Annotated in this window: 8 protein-coding genes and 1 tRNA gene; 3 read left to right on the top strand and 6 right to left on the bottom strand. The window is 64.5% G+C overall.

Annotation, left to right across the window (positions count from 1 at the left end):
- Positions 1-59: 59 nt before the first annotated feature.
- Positions 60-1979, bottom strand: a complete 1920-nt coding sequence (gene dibA, locus KI243_RS00900) for a phosphodiesterase DibA (RefSeq protein ID WP_212810344.1) — start codon at positions 1977-1979, stop codon at positions 60-62.
- A gap of 167 nt (positions 1980-2146) precedes the next feature.
- Between dibA and desA the strand changes: the two genes are divergently transcribed.
- Together desA and KI243_RS00890 are read left to right on the top strand one after the other, a co-directional pair.
- Positions 2147-3331, top strand: coding sequence for a delta-9 fatty acid desaturase DesA (gene desA / locus KI243_RS00895; protein ID WP_017124748.1), 1185 nt, complete (start codon positions 2147-2149; stop codon positions 3329-3331).
- Between the two features lie 149 nt (positions 3332-3480).
- Positions 3481-4470 carry a sensor domain-containing diguanylate cyclase gene (locus KI243_RS00890; RefSeq protein WP_212810343.1) on the top strand — a complete coding sequence of 330 codons (990 nt, stop codon included), beginning with the start codon at positions 3481-3483 and terminating at the stop codon, positions 4468-4470.
- 19 nt (positions 4471-4489) lie between these two features.
- On the opposite strand, the gene KI243_RS00885 is transcribed toward KI243_RS00890, so the two are convergent.
- From KI243_RS00885 to KI243_RS00870, 4 genes are all read right to left on the bottom strand, one after another.
- Positions 4490-5701, bottom strand: coding sequence for a response regulator (locus KI243_RS00885; protein ID WP_212810342.1), 1212 nt, complete (start codon positions 5699-5701; stop codon positions 4490-4492).
- A gap of 132 nt (positions 5702-5833) precedes the next feature.
- The gene (gene gabT, locus KI243_RS00880; protein ID WP_177083740.1) at positions 5834-7114 is read right to left on the bottom strand and encodes a 4-aminobutyrate--2-oxoglutarate transaminase; all 1281 of its coding nucleotides are present in this window, start codon (positions 7112-7114) and stop codon (positions 5834-5836) included.
- 183 nt (positions 7115-7297) lie between these two features.
- On the bottom strand, positions 7298-8740 hold the full coding sequence (gene gabD / locus KI243_RS00875) for an NADP-dependent succinate-semialdehyde dehydrogenase (RefSeq protein ID WP_177083741.1): 1443 nt from the start codon (positions 8738-8740) through the stop codon (positions 7298-7300).
- Positions 8741-9053: 313 nt separating this feature from the next.
- A complete protein-coding gene (locus KI243_RS00870; protein ID WP_212810341.1) occupies positions 9054-9368 on the bottom strand; it encodes a RebB family R body protein in 315 nt (104 codons plus the stop codon).
- Positions 9369-9621: 253 nt separating this feature from the next.
- On the opposite strand from KI243_RS00870, the gene KI243_RS00865 reads away from it, so the two are divergent.
- Positions 9622-9698, top strand: a tRNA-Arg gene (locus tag KI243_RS00865).
- Between the two features lie 99 nt (positions 9699-9797).
- On the opposite strand, the gene KI243_RS00860 is transcribed toward KI243_RS00865, so the two are convergent.
- Complete coding sequence (locus KI243_RS00860; protein WP_212810340.1) at positions 9798-15044, bottom strand: DUF6543 domain-containing protein; 5247 nt, start codon at positions 15042-15044, stop codon at positions 9798-9800.
- Positions 15045-15122 lie beyond the last annotated feature (78 nt).

The following is a 15122-nucleotide window of genomic DNA, read 5'->3' as shown; positions in this document are numbered from 1 at the left end:
CCCGTGGGAGCCGGCTTGCTGGCGATGACGTCCGGACAGACGACGCAGCACCCAAGCGGTCAGGCGATTGCCGGCGCCCGCAGCCAATCCAGCTGCCTGGCCGGCATCGGTCGACCGAACCAGTAGCCCTGCCCCAGATCGCAACCCTGGTCGAGCAGGAACCGCGCCTGTTCCTGCTGTTCGATGCCCTCGGCATGCACCTGCATACCCATGCTCTGCGCCAGGGCGATGACCACGCGGACAATCGCCGCATCGTCCTCGTCCCACGGCAAGCCGGCGACAAAGCCCTGGTCGATCTTGAGTTTCTGCACCGGCAGGCGCTTGAGCCGCAGCAACGAAGAGTAACCGGTGCCGAAATCGTCGATCGCCAGGCTCACCCCCAGCTCGCGCAGGCGATGCAACTGCTCCAGCGCCACCTCGGGGTCCTCCATCACCGCGCTCTCCGTGACTTCCAGCTCCAGCAGCGCCGGGTCCAGGCCGGTGTCGTCCAGCACCTTCGCCACCTGCTGGTACAGCTCGCGACGGGCAAACAGCCGGCTGGAAACGTTGACCGCGATAAACGACAGCGCCACCCCCTCGCGCAGCCACTGGCACATCTGCCGGCAGGCCTGCTCCATGACCCAGGCATCGATCTCGGCGATCAGCCCGGTGCGCTCGGCAATCGGAATGAACTCGCCGGGCGACACCAGCCCGCGCTGCGGGTGCTCCCAGCGCACCAGGGCCTCGACCCCGATCAGCCGGCTGCTGCCGAGCTCGTGCACCGGCTGGTAATAGACCCGCAGCTCGTCCTGCTCCAGGGCCCGACGCAACTCGCTGGCCATTTCCACCCGGTGCTGGGCGTGGGCCGTCAGTTCCTCGGTGTACAGGGCGTAGCCTTCCCGTCCGGCACTCTTGGCCTTGAACAGGGCCGAGTCGGCATTGCGCAGCAACTGTTCGGCGTTCAACGCATCGCTGGGAAACAGGCTGATGCCGATGCTGGCGTTGATGAACAGCTGGTGCTCGTCGAGCTGGAACGGCTCCTTCAGGCCCTCGATCACCCGCTGGGCCAGGGCCGCCGCCTGGACCACCTGCGGGCAGTTCTCGGCCAGTACCGCGAATTCGTCGCCGCCCAGCCGCGCCAGGGTGATGCCGCCGCCGAACAGGCCTTGCAGGCGCTCGCCCACCGCCTTGAGCAACTGGTCGCCGATATTGTGGCCCAGGCTGTCATTGATGATCTTGAAATGGTCGAGGTCGATCAGCAGCAAGGCACAGCCGCGCTTGTGCACCTGCGCCGACGCCAGCGCCTGGGCGGCGCGGTCGGAGAACAGCAGGCGATTGGGCAGGCCGGTCAGCGGGTCGTAGTGCGCCAGCTGGCTCAATTCGTACTGGGAATCCTTGATCGCACTGATGTCGGAAAATACCGCGACATAGTGGCTGAGCTGGCCCTGGTCGTCGCGGATCGCGCGGATCGTCTGCCATTGCGGGTAGATCTCGCCGCTCTTGCGCCGGTTCCAGATCTCGCCGCTCCACTCGCCGCTCCCTTCCAGCGCCTGGTAGACCTTCTGGTAGAAGTCCCCCGAATGCCGGCCGGACTTGAACAGGTTCGGCCGTTCCCCCAGCACCTCGGCTTCCTGGTAACCGGTAATGGCGACGAACGCCCGGTTGACGTGGACGATCAGACCGTCCCTGTCGGTGACCAGCACGCCCTCGCGGGTACAGTCGAAGACCGCGGCGGCCTGGCGCAGGCGTTCCCGGTCGCCGGCCGTGGAGTCGCGCTCGGCGGCGGCATGGGCAAAACGCTGGTAACGGGCATGGATCAGGAAAATCAGCACCGTGCTGACGCTGACCCACAGGTAACCGCGAATGATCTGCCAGTGGGCCAATTGCTCGGGCTCATCGAAAAAACTGCTCAACAGCTGTTGGCTGAGCTGGATCCAGAGGATCGACAGCAGCAGATACAACACGCCCGCCTTCAGAGCATTGCGGTATGAAGTTGCCATAAACGATGCTAATTCCCTCTAGAAATGCCAAATTGCCCTACAAATCGGCCGGAATTATAGAGTAAGAAACATCCGGCCACTCTTATCTGAAACAGCGACTGGTTTTCTCTGGTGGCTCGGTGATAATGCGCTGGCTGTTCTTTACTTTATCGAGGGCCATACAGCCTATGTGGTACAACGGCTTCCTTGACCTGTCAGCCTGGCAACTGGTGGCGGTCACTCTGTTGATGACCCACGTGACCATTGTCGGCGTCACGGTCTATCTGCACCGCTACTCGGCCCATCGCTCCCTGGAGCTGAATGCCGGCCTCAAGCACTTCTTCCGTTTCTGGCTGTGGCTGACCACGGCCCAGAATACCCGCGAGTGGACCGCCATCCACCGTAAACATCACGCAAAATGTGAAACCGTCGACGATCCCCACAGCCCGGTGATCCTCGGCCTGTCCACCGTCCTGCGCACCGGCGCCGAGCTGTACCGCGCCGAGGCCGGCAATGCCGAGACCCTGCGCATCTACGGCAAGAACTGCCCGGAAGACTGGCTCGAACGCAACCTCTACTCGCGCTACAAGATGCTCGGCATCAGCCTGATGGCGGTGATCGACCTGCTGCTGTTCGGCGCCATCGGCATCACCATCTGGGCGATCCAGATGATGTGGATCCCGTTCTGGGCCGCCGGCGTGATCAACGGCCTAGGCCACGCGGTCGGCTATCGCAACTTCGAATGCCGTGACGCGGCCACCAACCTGGTGCCCTGGGGCATCCTGATCGGCGGCGAAGAACTGCACAACAACCACCACACCTACCCCAACTCGGCCAAGCTCTCGGTCAAGAAATGGGAATTCGACCTGGGCTGGGCGTGGATCAAGGTCTTCAGCTTCCTGCGCCTGGCCAGGGTGCAACGCGTCGCGCCCATCGCCCACCGGGTCGAAGGCAAGGGTCACCTGGACATGGACACCGCCATGGCGATCCTCAACAACCGCTTCCAGATCATGGCCCAGTACCGCAAGCTGGTGATCGCCCCGCTGGTGAAACAGGAGCTGGCCAAGGTCGATCATTCGGTCCGCCACCAGTTCCACCGGGCCAAGCGCCTGCTGTCGCGGGAAACCAGCCTGCTCAGCGACAAACACCAGGTGCGCATCGAAACCATGCTGGCACACAGCCAGGCGCTCAAGGTAATTTACGAGAAACGCCTGGCCCTGCAACAGATCTGGGTCAAGACCAGCTCGAATGGCCACGACATGCTCGCGGCGATCAAGGACTGGGTCCACGAAGCCGAGGCCAGCGGCATCCAGTCGCTGCGTGAGTTCGCCAACCAGCTGAAAACCTACTCGCTGCGTCCATCCGTCGCCTGACACCGTTGATCGGCGCGCCTCGCCCCGAGGCGCGCCGTTCGGAACTTAGCGGCCATTCCCTTATCTCAAAATGCACTTCGCCATCCCGGCGGGTTGTCGGTGTCGCCACGCCTGATACGAACGTGACACACCCTGTGAGATGTGTGCCGATGGTCAATAAAAATCCGAGACCGCCTTCCTTCCAACAGTGGCCCGAAGCCGCTGAAACCCTGCTCGCCCTGATGCACGCGCAAGGTGAAGTCGCACGCCTGAGCGAACGCGAACAGCTGTTCAGCTCGCTGCTGGTGAGCGTCAACGCCGTGTTGTGGGCTTTCGACTGGGAAGCCCGGCAGATGCTCTATGTCAGCCCGGCCTACGAACGCATCTTCGGCCGTTCCGCCGGCCTGCTGCTGGCCGACTACAACGAGTGGCGCGACAGCATCTACCCCGACGACCTCGACTACGCCGAGCGCAGCCTGGCCGAAGTGCTGGAAAAGGGCGCGGTGGAAGATCGCGAGTACCGCATCATCAGCGCCGACGGCGAGATCCGCTGGCTCAGCGACAAATGTTTCATCAGCCGCCATGCCGAGCCGGGGCAGCGGGTGATCGTGGTCGGCATCGCCGAAGACATCACCGAAAAGAAAGCCCTGGAAGACGAATTGCAGCGCCTGGCGACCACCGACGTGCTGACCCGCAGCAGCAACCGCCGGCATTTCTTCGAATGCGCCCACCGCGAGTTCGAGCAAGCCCGCCTGCAGGACTCGCCGCTGGCCTTCCTGCTGCTGGATATCGATGACTTCAAGCTGATCAATGACACCTACGGGCACCCGGAAGGTGACGTGGTCCTGCAGAAAATCGCCGAGACAGGCCGTTCGGCATTGCGCAGCGGCGATCTGTTCGGCCGTATCGGCGGCGAAGAATTCGCCGCGCTGCTGCCCGGCTGCGCGCCGGACATGGCACGACAGATTGCCGAGCGCCTGCAACGGGAGATCCAGCGCCTGGCGTTCAGCCATGACGGCGAACAGTTCGGCATCACCGTCAGCCAGGGCCTGACCAGCCTGACCCCCGAGGACGAGCTACTCGACAGCCTCTTCGCCCGCGCAGACGGCGCGATGTACCAGGCCAAGCGCCAGGGCAAGAATCAGATCGTGTTGGCGTGAAGAGCCGGGGTTTCGGCTCTCAGTTCTTGCGCAGCCGCATCAACTCCGGCAAGCCGATCCGCAGTAGTCGCGCCGTGCGGCTCTTCGCCAGCTCCTCGACGCCCTCGTTGGGCGTCAGGCGCGCCAGCTGGGCCGACAGGTTCATCACCAGGGCCTCGCGGGAATACACCCCGCCACCGAGCTGATAGACCGCCGCGATCAGCTCCCGCAGCTCCAGCGGCAGACGCCAGCGTGTGCGCAACGCGGAACCGTAGCCGGCACCGAATGCGTAGAGCGACTCGCCGATCAGTTCGTCATCCAGCTCACCACCCGCCTGTTGCCATTCCTGCATGCAGCGCAGCAGCGCCAGGTCGCCCAGGCGGTGCAGCAGGCCCGCGCAGTAACAGCGCTCCTGGTCGAGGTCGAGCAGGCGCGCCAGGGTCCGGCCGTATTCGGCGGTATGCAGCGACAACTCCCAGTAGCGCTCGGCGTAGTCGGCCAGCGCGGCATCGCTGAGCCTGGCGCTGCGCTTGAGGCTCAGGCCAAGGATCAGGTTCATGCTTTGCGCCGCGCCCAGGCGGTGCAGGGCCTGGGCCAGGGTCTGCACCGTGCTGCCATGATGCTGCGCCGCACTGTTGGCGGCGGCGATCAGCACCGCGGTGATCTGCGGGTCGGTGCGGATTTCCTGCTCCAGTACCTTCAGGTCGAGGCCATTGGGATTGAGGCTGCGTTTGACCGCGACCTGCACATCGGCCATCAGCGGTGCGCCCTCGGATTCTTCGCGACGGCGTTCGAGGAAGGTTTTCAGGTCCATGCCCGGCGCCAGGGCCGGAATCTCGCAGGACACACTCTGCCCGCCATCCAGCAGCAGATCCTGCAGGCGCTGGGTCAGGCTTTCCATGTTCAGGGGTTTGGTCAGGTAGGCCGTCGGTTGCAGCGCCACGGCTTCACGCACGCTGGCGCTGTCGCTGCGCGAACTCAGCAGGATGAACGGCAACAGCGGACGGCGTTTCTTCTGGCGCATACCGTAGAGCAGACTCAAGCCGTCGATACCGGGCAGCTCCCAGTCGGCGATCACCAGGTCGAAGGGTTGGTCGTTGAGCAACTGCAAGGCTTCCTGGCCGTCGGCACACAGCGTCAGGCGGGCGTCGCAACGCACGTTCAACAACACCTGCTTGAGCAGGTCCCGTGACCAAGGATCCGCCTCGGCAATCAACACACGGGGTACAGCGGGTAAATCCACAGCAGTCATCAAGCACTCTCCGAGGGCATTCCTAGCACCTTAGTCAATGCTGGCCCAGGCATACAGCTAAACGCCACCATTGCCTTTCCTTGACACAAAAAAACCCGCCGAAGCGGGTCTTTTTGTCTATCGCGTCACAACTCAAGCGAGTTCGGCGAAGCACTCTTCGATGATCGCCAGGCCTTTGTCCAGTTGCTCATCCGGCGAGGTCAGCGGGACCAGCACGCGCAGGACGTTGCCGTAGGTGCCGCAGGACAGCAGGATCAGCCCCTTGTCACGGGCCTTGGCCACGACCTGGGCCACAGCGGCCGCGTTCGGCTTGTGGCTGTCGCCGCCTTCGAACAGCTCGACCGCGATCATCGCGCCCAGGGCACGCACTTCGCCGATCACCGGGTATTTGGCCTGAATCGCCTTCAGACCGGTTACCAGGCGCTCGCCGACCGCTTTGCAGCGATCCAGCAGATGCTCTTCCTCGAACACTTCCATCACGGCAAGGGCCGCGGCACAAGCGATCGGGCTACCGGCGTAGGTGCCGCCCAGGCCGCCTGGAGCGATGGCGTCCATGTATTCGGCCTTGCCGCAGACACCGGCCAGCGGGAAACCACCGGCGATGGACTTGGCGAAGGTGGTCAGGTCGGCCGCGACGCCCATCTGTTCCATGGCGAAGAAGGTCCCGGTACGACCGGCGCCGGTCTGCACTTCGTCGGCGATCAGCAGGATGCCGTGCTGGTCGCACAGGGCGCGCAGGCGCTTCATGAATTCTTTTGGCGCGACGTAGAAACCGCCTTCGCCCTGTACCGGCTCGATGATGATCGCGGCGATATCACGGGGCTCGGCGTCGTTCTTGAAGATGCGCTCGATGCTGGCGATGGAGTCGTCGATGCTCACGCCGTGCAGCTCGTTCGGGTACAGCGCGCGGAAGATGCCGCCTGGCATCAGGCCCATGCCGGCCGAGTAAGGCACGACTTTGCCGGTCAGGCCCAGGGTCATCATGGTGCGACCGTGGTAGGCGCCGGTGAAGGCGATCACGCCGGCACGGCCGGTGGCGGCACGGGCGATCTTCACGGCGTTCTCGACCGCTTCGGAACCGGTGGTGACCAGCAGGGTTTTCTTGGCGAAATCACCCGGGACCTTGGCGTTCACTTTCTCGCACAGTTCTACGTAGGGTTCGTAGGCCAGGACCTGGAAGCAGGTGTGGGTCAGCTTGTTCAACTGTGCGGTCACGGCGGCGATGATTTTCGGATGCACGTGGCCGGTGTTCAGCACGGCGATACCGCCGGCGAAGTCGATGAACTCACGACCTTCGACGTCGGTCACGGTGGCATTCTTCGCCGACTCGGCGAAGATCGGGTGGATCTGGCCGACGCCGCGTGGAACAGCGGCCTGGCGGCGTTGCATCAAGGATTCGTTGGTCTTGCTCATGGTGTCCTCATTCACCGCTCATCGGGCGGCGTGGTTCAAGGAATGCATGGCGGGGAGGCAACTACGGCAGCATGCGATGATCGACTGCCACAGCTTTCCCGGCCACAGAGAAAATTCCGTTTGAAGCACACAAGGGGACAGCGCTCTCGTGCCCCTTGTGTTTGAAGCGATCCCCGACCGGGCTCAGATGCCCAGGCAGAGGTATTTGATTTCCAGGTAGTCTTCGATGCCGTACTTGGAGCCTTCACGGCCCAGGCCCGACGCCTTGATGCCGCCGAACGGCGCGACTTCGTTGGAGATCAGCCCGGTGTTGACGCCGACCATGCCGTATTCCAGGGCCTCGGCCACACGGAACACACGGCCCAGGTCACGGGCATAGAAGTACGAAGCCAGGCCGAACTCGGTGTCGTTGGACATCGCGATGACTTCGGCTTCGTCCTTGAAGCGGAACAGCGGCGCCAGAGGACCGAAGGTTTCTTCCTTGGCCACGGCGGCATCCTTGGAGACATTGACCAGGATGGTCGGCTCGAAGAAGTTGCCTTCGATGGACTTGCCGCCGGCCAGCAGGGTCGCGCCTTTGCTCAGGGCGTCGGCGATATGTTCCTGGACCTTGGCCACGGCTTTCTCGTCGATCAGCGGACCGGTGGTGGTGCCTTCTTCCAGACCGTTGCCGATCTTGAGCTTGGCGACGGCCACTTTCAGCTTCTCGGCGAACGCGTCGTAGACCGCGTCCTGGATGTACAGGCGGTTGGCGCAGACGCAGGTCTGGCCGTTGTTGCGGTACTTGGAAATGATCGCGCCTTCGACGGCCTTGTCCAGGTCAGCGTCGTCGAACACGATGAACGGGGCGTTGCCGCCCAGCTCCAGGGAGACTTTCTTGATGTCCTTGGCGCACTCGGCCATCAGCTGGCGACCGATCTCGGTCGAACCGGTGAAGGATAGCTTGCGCACGATCGGGTTGCTGGTCAGCTCGCTGCCGATATCGCCGGCGCTGCCGGACACCACGCTGAACACGCCTTTCGGAATGCCGGCGCGCTGGGCCAGTTCCGCCAGGGCGAAGGCCGAGAACGGGGTCTGCGAAGCGGGCTTGAGCACCATGGTGCAACCGGCGGCCAGGGCCGGGCCGGCTTTACGGGTGATCATCGCGGCCGGGAAGTTCCACGGGGTGATGGCGGCGGTCACGCCGATCGGCTGCTTGATCACGATCAGGCGCTTGTCCGGCTGGTGGCCCGGGATCACATCGCCATAGACACGCTTGGCTTCTTCGGCGAACCACTCGATGAACGACGCGGCATAGACGATTTCGCCCTTGGCTTCGGCCAATGGCTTGCCTTGTTCGAGGGTCATCAGGCGAGCCAGGTCGTCCTGGTTCTCGATCATCAGTTCGAACCAGCGACGCAGTTTGTTCGAACGCTCCTTGGCGGTCAGGGCACGCCAGGCCGGCAGGGCCTTGTCAGCGGCTTCGATAGCGCGACGGGTTTCGGCAGCGCCCATTTTCGGCACGGTGCCCAGGATTTCGCCCGTGGCCGGGTTGTTGACCTTGATCGTCTGACCATTGTCCGCGTCGACCCAAGCCCCATCGATAAAGGCTTGCTGGCGGAACAACTGGCTGTCTTTGAGCTGCATGTAGGCTTTCCTTAACAGCACCGCGCATGCGCGGAGCGAATTATTGATTGTAGAAAGGCGCCTTGGTGGCTGCCGTCAGGAAATTCATTCACCGGGCCGAAGCACATAAATAGCGCACATGAGATGGATGTGCGGTTCAGCACCCAGACAAGAGCGTTTGAAATCTCAAACGAATCCTAGGATCAATGGGGGTAAAGGACAATAGTCTGTTCGAAAAAAAGAACGAAAATGCCGCGTTTGCGGGGTTTTTCTGATCAACGTAGACCTTGGGGCTTCGCGATGCCGTTCGACATCGCGAAGTGGCAAGCGTCGCTCAGGACTTGAACGAATTGAGCACCGTCAGCAGGCTGGTGAGATTGTCCGCCCCCCCGCCTTGCGCCACTTTCTCGGTGGCCTGCGCGCTGGAGGCGGTATCCTCGCTGTAGATCTGCATCACCCCCTGGTTGGTGGCGGCCTGGGCTTCAGCGTTCTGCTGTTGCTGATCCTCGACGGCGTTTTCGAACACGATGCCGGTGGAGTGGGCCGCGGTTTGATAGAGATTGCCCAGCGCGGCGGCGGGGGCTTCGCCGACGACCTTGACGTTGCTCTGGGTCACGGCATCGGTGATTTGCTCATTGACGGTAGCCATACCTTAACTTCCTTTGTCAGTACGAATACGTGCCGGGTTCGGGGGACAAGCGAAGACCAGGCGCCGGATCGGCACGCGCAACCGGCGTCACCCGAGGGTGATCCCGGATCCGTGGAGCGTCAATGCCTGCCTGACGGACTGCGCGGAGCGAGACAGGCCGGGGTGTACGCAAGTGAAACCCCACAAAGGGAATTTCCCGACAAAACCCGAATGGACGCCCCGAGCCGACATGGGTATGATGTCGCCCGCATAAGCACCAGTAGCTCAGCTGGATAGAGTACTGCCCTCCGAAGGCAGGGGTCGTGGGTTCGAATCCCGCCTGGTGCACCATCTGCAAATAAAATGCCCCGGATCGTTGATCCGGGGCATTTTTGTTTTTGGGTCTGGTCCACGATCAGGCGCTACGAGCCACAACCATCACCCACCTCCCTAGACCGCCCGAGTAAAAAACACCGTGACCAACCCGGTGTCCGTCGAGCGCTGCAAGCCCGCGATGATTTTCACCAGGCGCCCCTCGTTCATCGCTTCCTTCACCGGCTTGAGCACCGCGCGCTGACCCAGGGGCCTGAACTCGAAATGGCGGTTGAACCAGTCATCCGACAATTGCCGGGGCCCCGCCTGGTAGCGGGTCAGGGGCACCGAGCGCTTGTCGGTCCATTTGAGCATGACGTAGTAGAGGTGGTTGGAGCCGGAGTGGGTACAATACAGGTTGACCGTATTGAAGGACTGGGATTTCGGGATCTCGTTCACGACAAAGCCATGACGGCGCAGGATGCCGATGACGGCGGTCTCGCTGTTCGAGGCCAGCTCGGCAATGCGCGCCGGCCCCCGGGCGTCGAACAACCGTGGATCGACGGCCTGGGGCGGTTCGAAGTCCAGGCGGGAAAACCCCACCGAGTCGGTCGCGCGACCGATGGAAAAGTGGGTCCGCCCCAGGGCCTGGGCATCGAGCTCGCGCAACAGCACGTCCATGTGCACGCCCCGCAGGCTCCAGGCTTCCTGCGTGCGCTTGAGCGCGACCATGCGGCTCGCCGTGACCGACCTGTAGGCGACATCGCTGCGCTCGATCAGTCGGTTGATCGTCCTCTGCAGGCTGATCGGCGTCATACCCCGCAGCGGCTGCGCCAGGGACTGTTCCATCGGTTCGCCGAACAGGGCGGTACGTACCGTCCAGGTTTGGCTGGGCGGGTCAAACGTGGCCGGTATCGGCTGCTCGTCCAGATGGCTCCACCAGTGGCTGAAATCGATTCGGGCCAGAGCGGCCGACGGGCCGGGGCGCTTCAGGAAGACGATATCGGGATGAACTTGCGAACCGTCGGGCAGCAGCTCGAAATAGCGCCCGTCCAGTTTCAGCAGGCGCCCCATGTCGGCCCCCCGTCTCGTATAGATCCCCCGGCTCGCCGACAGCTCCACAAGCTGTTCGTTTTCCAGGAGCAATCCCCGTGTCGCCCAATCCGCGGGTAACAAGGCCGGTCGACGGGTCATCCACTCCAGTTGCAGCACCGGGGCGGCGGCAGGTTGCGACGGCGCGGGCGGTGTCCAGGGTTGCCACATCGCGCGACTGGGACCCGGCTGCGGCTCGGGCACATCGGCACGCAACAGGTATTCACCCGGTTCGTGGATGTGCAGGATCAGTTCATTGTCCTGCGTGGCGGTTTTCTTCAGGCGCAGGCTGCTTTCGCCCTTGGCCTGGTAGACCTCGTAGCGCTTGCTGCCATCGGTGATGAACTGCACCCCGTTCTTCACGTAGCTGCCGGCATTGGTCGGGCCGTGCAGGGCCACGACGTCATCCCCGGCGATGTTCGCTTCGTATCCCGGCAGCATCGGCCGGGGCCTGGCAGAACGGTCGAGTTTTTTCAGGGCCATCGCGCCCTTGTGGGAAAGGGCCTGGCGCTGGGACAGGCTCTTCAGCGCCGCGCGCGGCCAGAGCCCCTGGCCGACCCTCGCCGGCCGGGTGGCCAGGCCGGCGGGAAAGAACGTCAGGGCGGCGTCGACCAACGTCATGTGCGCGGCCTTGAACAGCTCCAGGGCATCGCGTGGATCGCCGCTGCGATGAAACCGGCGCAAGGCCACGGCCGTCTCGTAGGCATTGACCGCGACACTGACCACGGGCACCACCGACAACACCCGGCGCCAGTAGGCCGAGCGCTCTTCGCGTTCACGCAACTCGCGCAACTGCGCCAGTTGCCGATTGGAGTTCGAGACCGACCGGGCACGTTGCTGCGCCCGCAGGACAAAGGCATGCGCCAGGAGCAGCGACAGATCGCAACGCTCGGTTTTCACCAGCCGCAACCAGTGCCCGGGATTTTCCGCGATCTCGCGCCGTACCTCCTTTTCCAGCGCGGCGGAATCCGGAACGGGGGATTCCGGCTCGCTCGTCCACCAGCTCCTGATGACCTTGAGCAACGTGGTGGACCTGGCCGCGACAACCGGCGTGGCTGCCGCGGATTGCAGGACCAGCGCAGTCCCGTCACCCCGCAGGGAGGCCAGTCGCGGCGAATACGCCTCCTGTTCCGCCGGATAACCCTCGACCACCTCCCGGTCCCAGCCCGCCGCCAGGCGCTGCACGATATCCGCCACCCGCTGCGACGCCTGCTCGGTCTTGACCAGCGCCCGTTGCGCCGCCGCCAGATCGGCGTGTTCGGTCAGCACCTGCTCATGGGGAGCCCCCGGCAGGTAGACCAGGGTTTTCCCGGAAATCCTGTCATGGATCGCCACCGCGTTGCCCACATGCCGCGCTCGGGCAAACGCCCGACCGGCGAAGGTGACCCGATGCAATTCGAGGTCCAGGCGCGCGGTCCGCAAGTCCACGGCGAACTCGGCGTTCAGGGCCACCTCGAAGGCCTCGGTCGCCCAGTCGCCGAGCCCTTGTTGCCGGGCACTGAACAACTCCATCGCGGCGCGTTGCCTGACCAGGCGGTACAACAGCGCGCGGTCGAATGCCCGGGGCTGTTCGCGCCGGGGATCCTCCACGCCGTAGAAGGCCCGCTGGATCAGGCTGTCGTACTGACCGCCAAGGTCGAGGGCGGAAATCGTCGCGATCAGGTAATCGGGGGTCAGGCGCTGCTGCCAGGCGGGGTCCAGGAGCCGCCCGTGTTGCAGGCGCCGGCGGCTACCCATGGATTGCGGATCGAGGTTCTCCAGGGCCAGGCGCAGCAGGCTGTAGGTATGTCGCGTGTCGCTGACCACGGTCTTCGGGCCCGACTCGCCCACTACGCGCTCGGGGTGACCGGCCCACACCCGCTCGACGCTGTCGGGAAGATCGAACAGCGGTTTGTCGATATCCAGCCCCGGATACCAGCCGTCCTGCCTGAGCCGCTCGATGAGTTTTCCCCGGGCGAAGTCATCCAGGTCCGGCAGTTGCCGTTCCAGCTTGAGCTCCAGGGCCTGCACGCTGTTCTGGTAGCGCGCCAGCCGCCGCGCATACTGCTGGCGCGTCGACCGGGACGCCCCGGACAACCAGGCGGGCAGGCCCTGCGCCTGCACCGCGCCGAGTTGCAGTGCGGCCAGATTGTCCAGCGCCCGCTCCCGGGCGTCGTGGCCGGGCACCGCAAGGTTCTGCGCCAGCTCATCGGCCAGCCATTGCAGGGAGCCGGGCGCATCGGCGACTTGCGAAAAAGGCCGCAGGCCGCCCTCGACCGCCCGGCAGACCCGCAGGTAAGCCTGGATCTGTTGCTGGAGTCCGTGCTGCAAGGCATCCGCGGCAATGGGCGGGTAATGCACGGCCAGCCGCTCGCCGGCCGGCAGGCTGCGTACCCAGCGCCGCGCATCGCCACGCTGGTCCCGGGCAATCAGCGGCCAGAGGCTGTCACATTCCGGACTGAGCAGGGTGATGCCCAGCCGTTGCGCCAGGCTGTCCAGGCTGATGAAGCGTTGCAGACCACCCTGGCGTCCCGGCACGAACAGCAGCGCCGAGGTGCTCACGCGCCGATCCGCCAGGGCCTGGCGGGTACTGATGACGCAGGCCCCCGTCAGCAGCCAGGGCGAATCGTCGGGCCCCACGGCGATACCGACGATCCGTGTATCGCTGGTCACCCGCCCGGGCGGCGCTTGCGGCAGCACATCGAGGATCCGCTCCAGTTCCTTCTGATCAAGCAGTCCGAGCCGGTGTTGAATCCGTGCCTCGTACAACAGTGCCTGGCAGCGCCCCTTGAGCCATTTTTCGCCAAGAGCGTTGCCCTTCCCGTCCGCCTGCCAGAACCCGGCTCGCGACCAGTCCTGCCGGTCCCGCAGCAGCGCCTGGAGGTCGGTCGCCTGTTGTCGCCAGCGCTCGTGATCCCCCAGCAGCTCGTTATAGGCCGGACTGTCGCGCCCGGGGCCCGGTTCATCCAGCAGCTTTAGGAGTCCACGCTCCTGCTGGCGCAGCTTGCTCTGGCGCAGGCGCACGGGAAGGTCCATGGCCAGGCTGCCGAAGGTGATCTCGAGCATCCGGCGGTGCTCGTCGCGCAGCAGCCGTTGCGCCAGCGCCGTCCTCACCGCTGGCAGACCGGTCAGGGCGGTGCGCGATTCCTGCATGGCTTCCACCGCCTGCAGTGGCGTCAGGCGCGCGGCATCGGCCAGGCCCTCGGGCAACATATACGCGCTATTGAGCAGCAAGGCGGCGGCCCATTCGTTGGCCAGTTGGGTCTCCAGCCGGCTCAGGGCGCTGTGGGCGAAGGCATCGCCGGCGAGCGCCGGGCTGTCCTGGAAATGGTAAGGCAGGGCCGGTCGCGCGCCCTGGGGAAACAGGCGATGGCGCTCCTGCAACGCCAGCAACTGCCAGGGCCGGTAATTGCCCGGGGCATTGAGCACTTCCGGAAGCCGGCGGTGCATTTCAGCCGGGTCGGCGAACTCGAAGAACTCCACGGGCGCACCGGGCACGAAGACCACCTGCCTGCCCCGCCGGACACTGCCGGTCCCGTGCAGGTGCAGGCTGCCGCTCAGGGCCAGCGTCGCCTGGCCTTCCGCCGGCCAGACCAGCTCCGAGACCATGAGCCGCGCCCAGCGGTCGCCGGCCAGCGTCCGCGCCTCGGGGGTCGGGGCATCCAGCAGCCCCATCAGCATATTGACCGCGCCAGCGGACAAACCGCCGAGGCCATAGGCCAACAGGACCTTGTCGTGAAACAACAGCTTGTGCAGTTCGATCAGGCGTTCCCGGCGCGACAGGTTGCTGTCATACGCCGGCTGCTCCCAGTAGCTGCGCAGGGCCGTATCGATACGGGAAGACAGCCCCAGGGACTTCAGGTGCGCCAGCACCTGCCCGGGGTCCAGTTGCAGGGCATTGTCCGGTTCGCCGACCAGGCCCAGGCGCACGCCAAGGCCCGAGCCCAGGGACAGGAACGGATTGCGCAACAGCGACATGGCGACCTGTGCCAGGGTCCGCGCCAACTGCCCGTCGCCACAACGCAGTGGCGGGATGAACAGGAGCCGATGCGGATCATGCCCGAAGGCTTCCCTCAGGAGCCGCTGGAGCACGTCGCCGATCCGTGGCGCCCGCTCGAAAAGCCGCTTGAGCCGATACTGGCTGTCGAGTCCGCGCACCAGCGCCGCCTGGAGCCGGTTGAGCAGCAGACTGGGGCGTTTCGACAGGGCGAGACGCTCGGCGAGTTGCTTGCCGAAGTGCTCCAGCGCCGCCTCGGGGGCGGACAGGAGCGGTGCTTCAACCCCGTTGGCCGGTTCCTGTAAGACCGTGTTCATGGGCATTCCCCTTTTCCATGGAAAAAGGAGAAAGCCTAGAGCCCGGCCCGGCATGCCCAGGCACTAGATAATTAACCA

The organism is Pseudomonas sp. Ost2 (assembly GCF_018326065.1).
Taxonomy (GTDB): Bacteria; Pseudomonadota; Gammaproteobacteria; order Pseudomonadales; family Pseudomonadaceae; genus Aquipseudomonas; species Aquipseudomonas gingeri.
This window is presented reverse-complemented; position numbering and strand designations above follow the sequence as displayed.

Bases quoted from the DNA above. Each gene is read 5' to 3' on its own strand.
- dibA (WP_212810344.1), bottom strand. From the start codon at position 1,979: ATGGCAACTTCATACCGCAATGCTCTGAAGGCGGGCGTGTTGTATCTG.
- desA (WP_017124748.1), top strand. From the start codon at position 2,147: ATGTGGTACAACGGCTTCCTTGACCTGTCAGCCTGGCAACTGGTGGCG.
- KI243_RS00890 (WP_212810343.1), top strand. From the start codon at position 3,481: ATGGTCAATAAAAATCCGAGACCGCCTTCCTTCCAACAGTGGCCCGAA.
- KI243_RS00885 (WP_212810342.1), bottom strand. From the start codon at position 5,701: ATGACTGCTGTGGATTTACCCGCTGTACCCCGTGTGTTGATTGCCGAG.
- gabT (WP_177083740.1), bottom strand. From the start codon at position 7,114: ATGAGCAAGACCAACGAATCCTTGATGCAACGCCGCCAGGCCGCTGTT.
- gabD (WP_177083741.1), bottom strand. From the start codon at position 8,740: ATGCAGCTCAAAGACAGCCAGTTGTTCCGCCAGCAAGCCTTTATCGAT.
- KI243_RS00870 (WP_212810341.1), bottom strand. From the start codon at position 9,368: ATGGCTACCGTCAATGAGCAAATCACCGATGCCGTGACCCAGAGCAAC.
- KI243_RS00860 (WP_212810340.1), bottom strand. From the start codon at position 15,044: ATGAACACGGTCTTACAGGAACCGGCCAACGGGGTTGAAGCACCGCTC.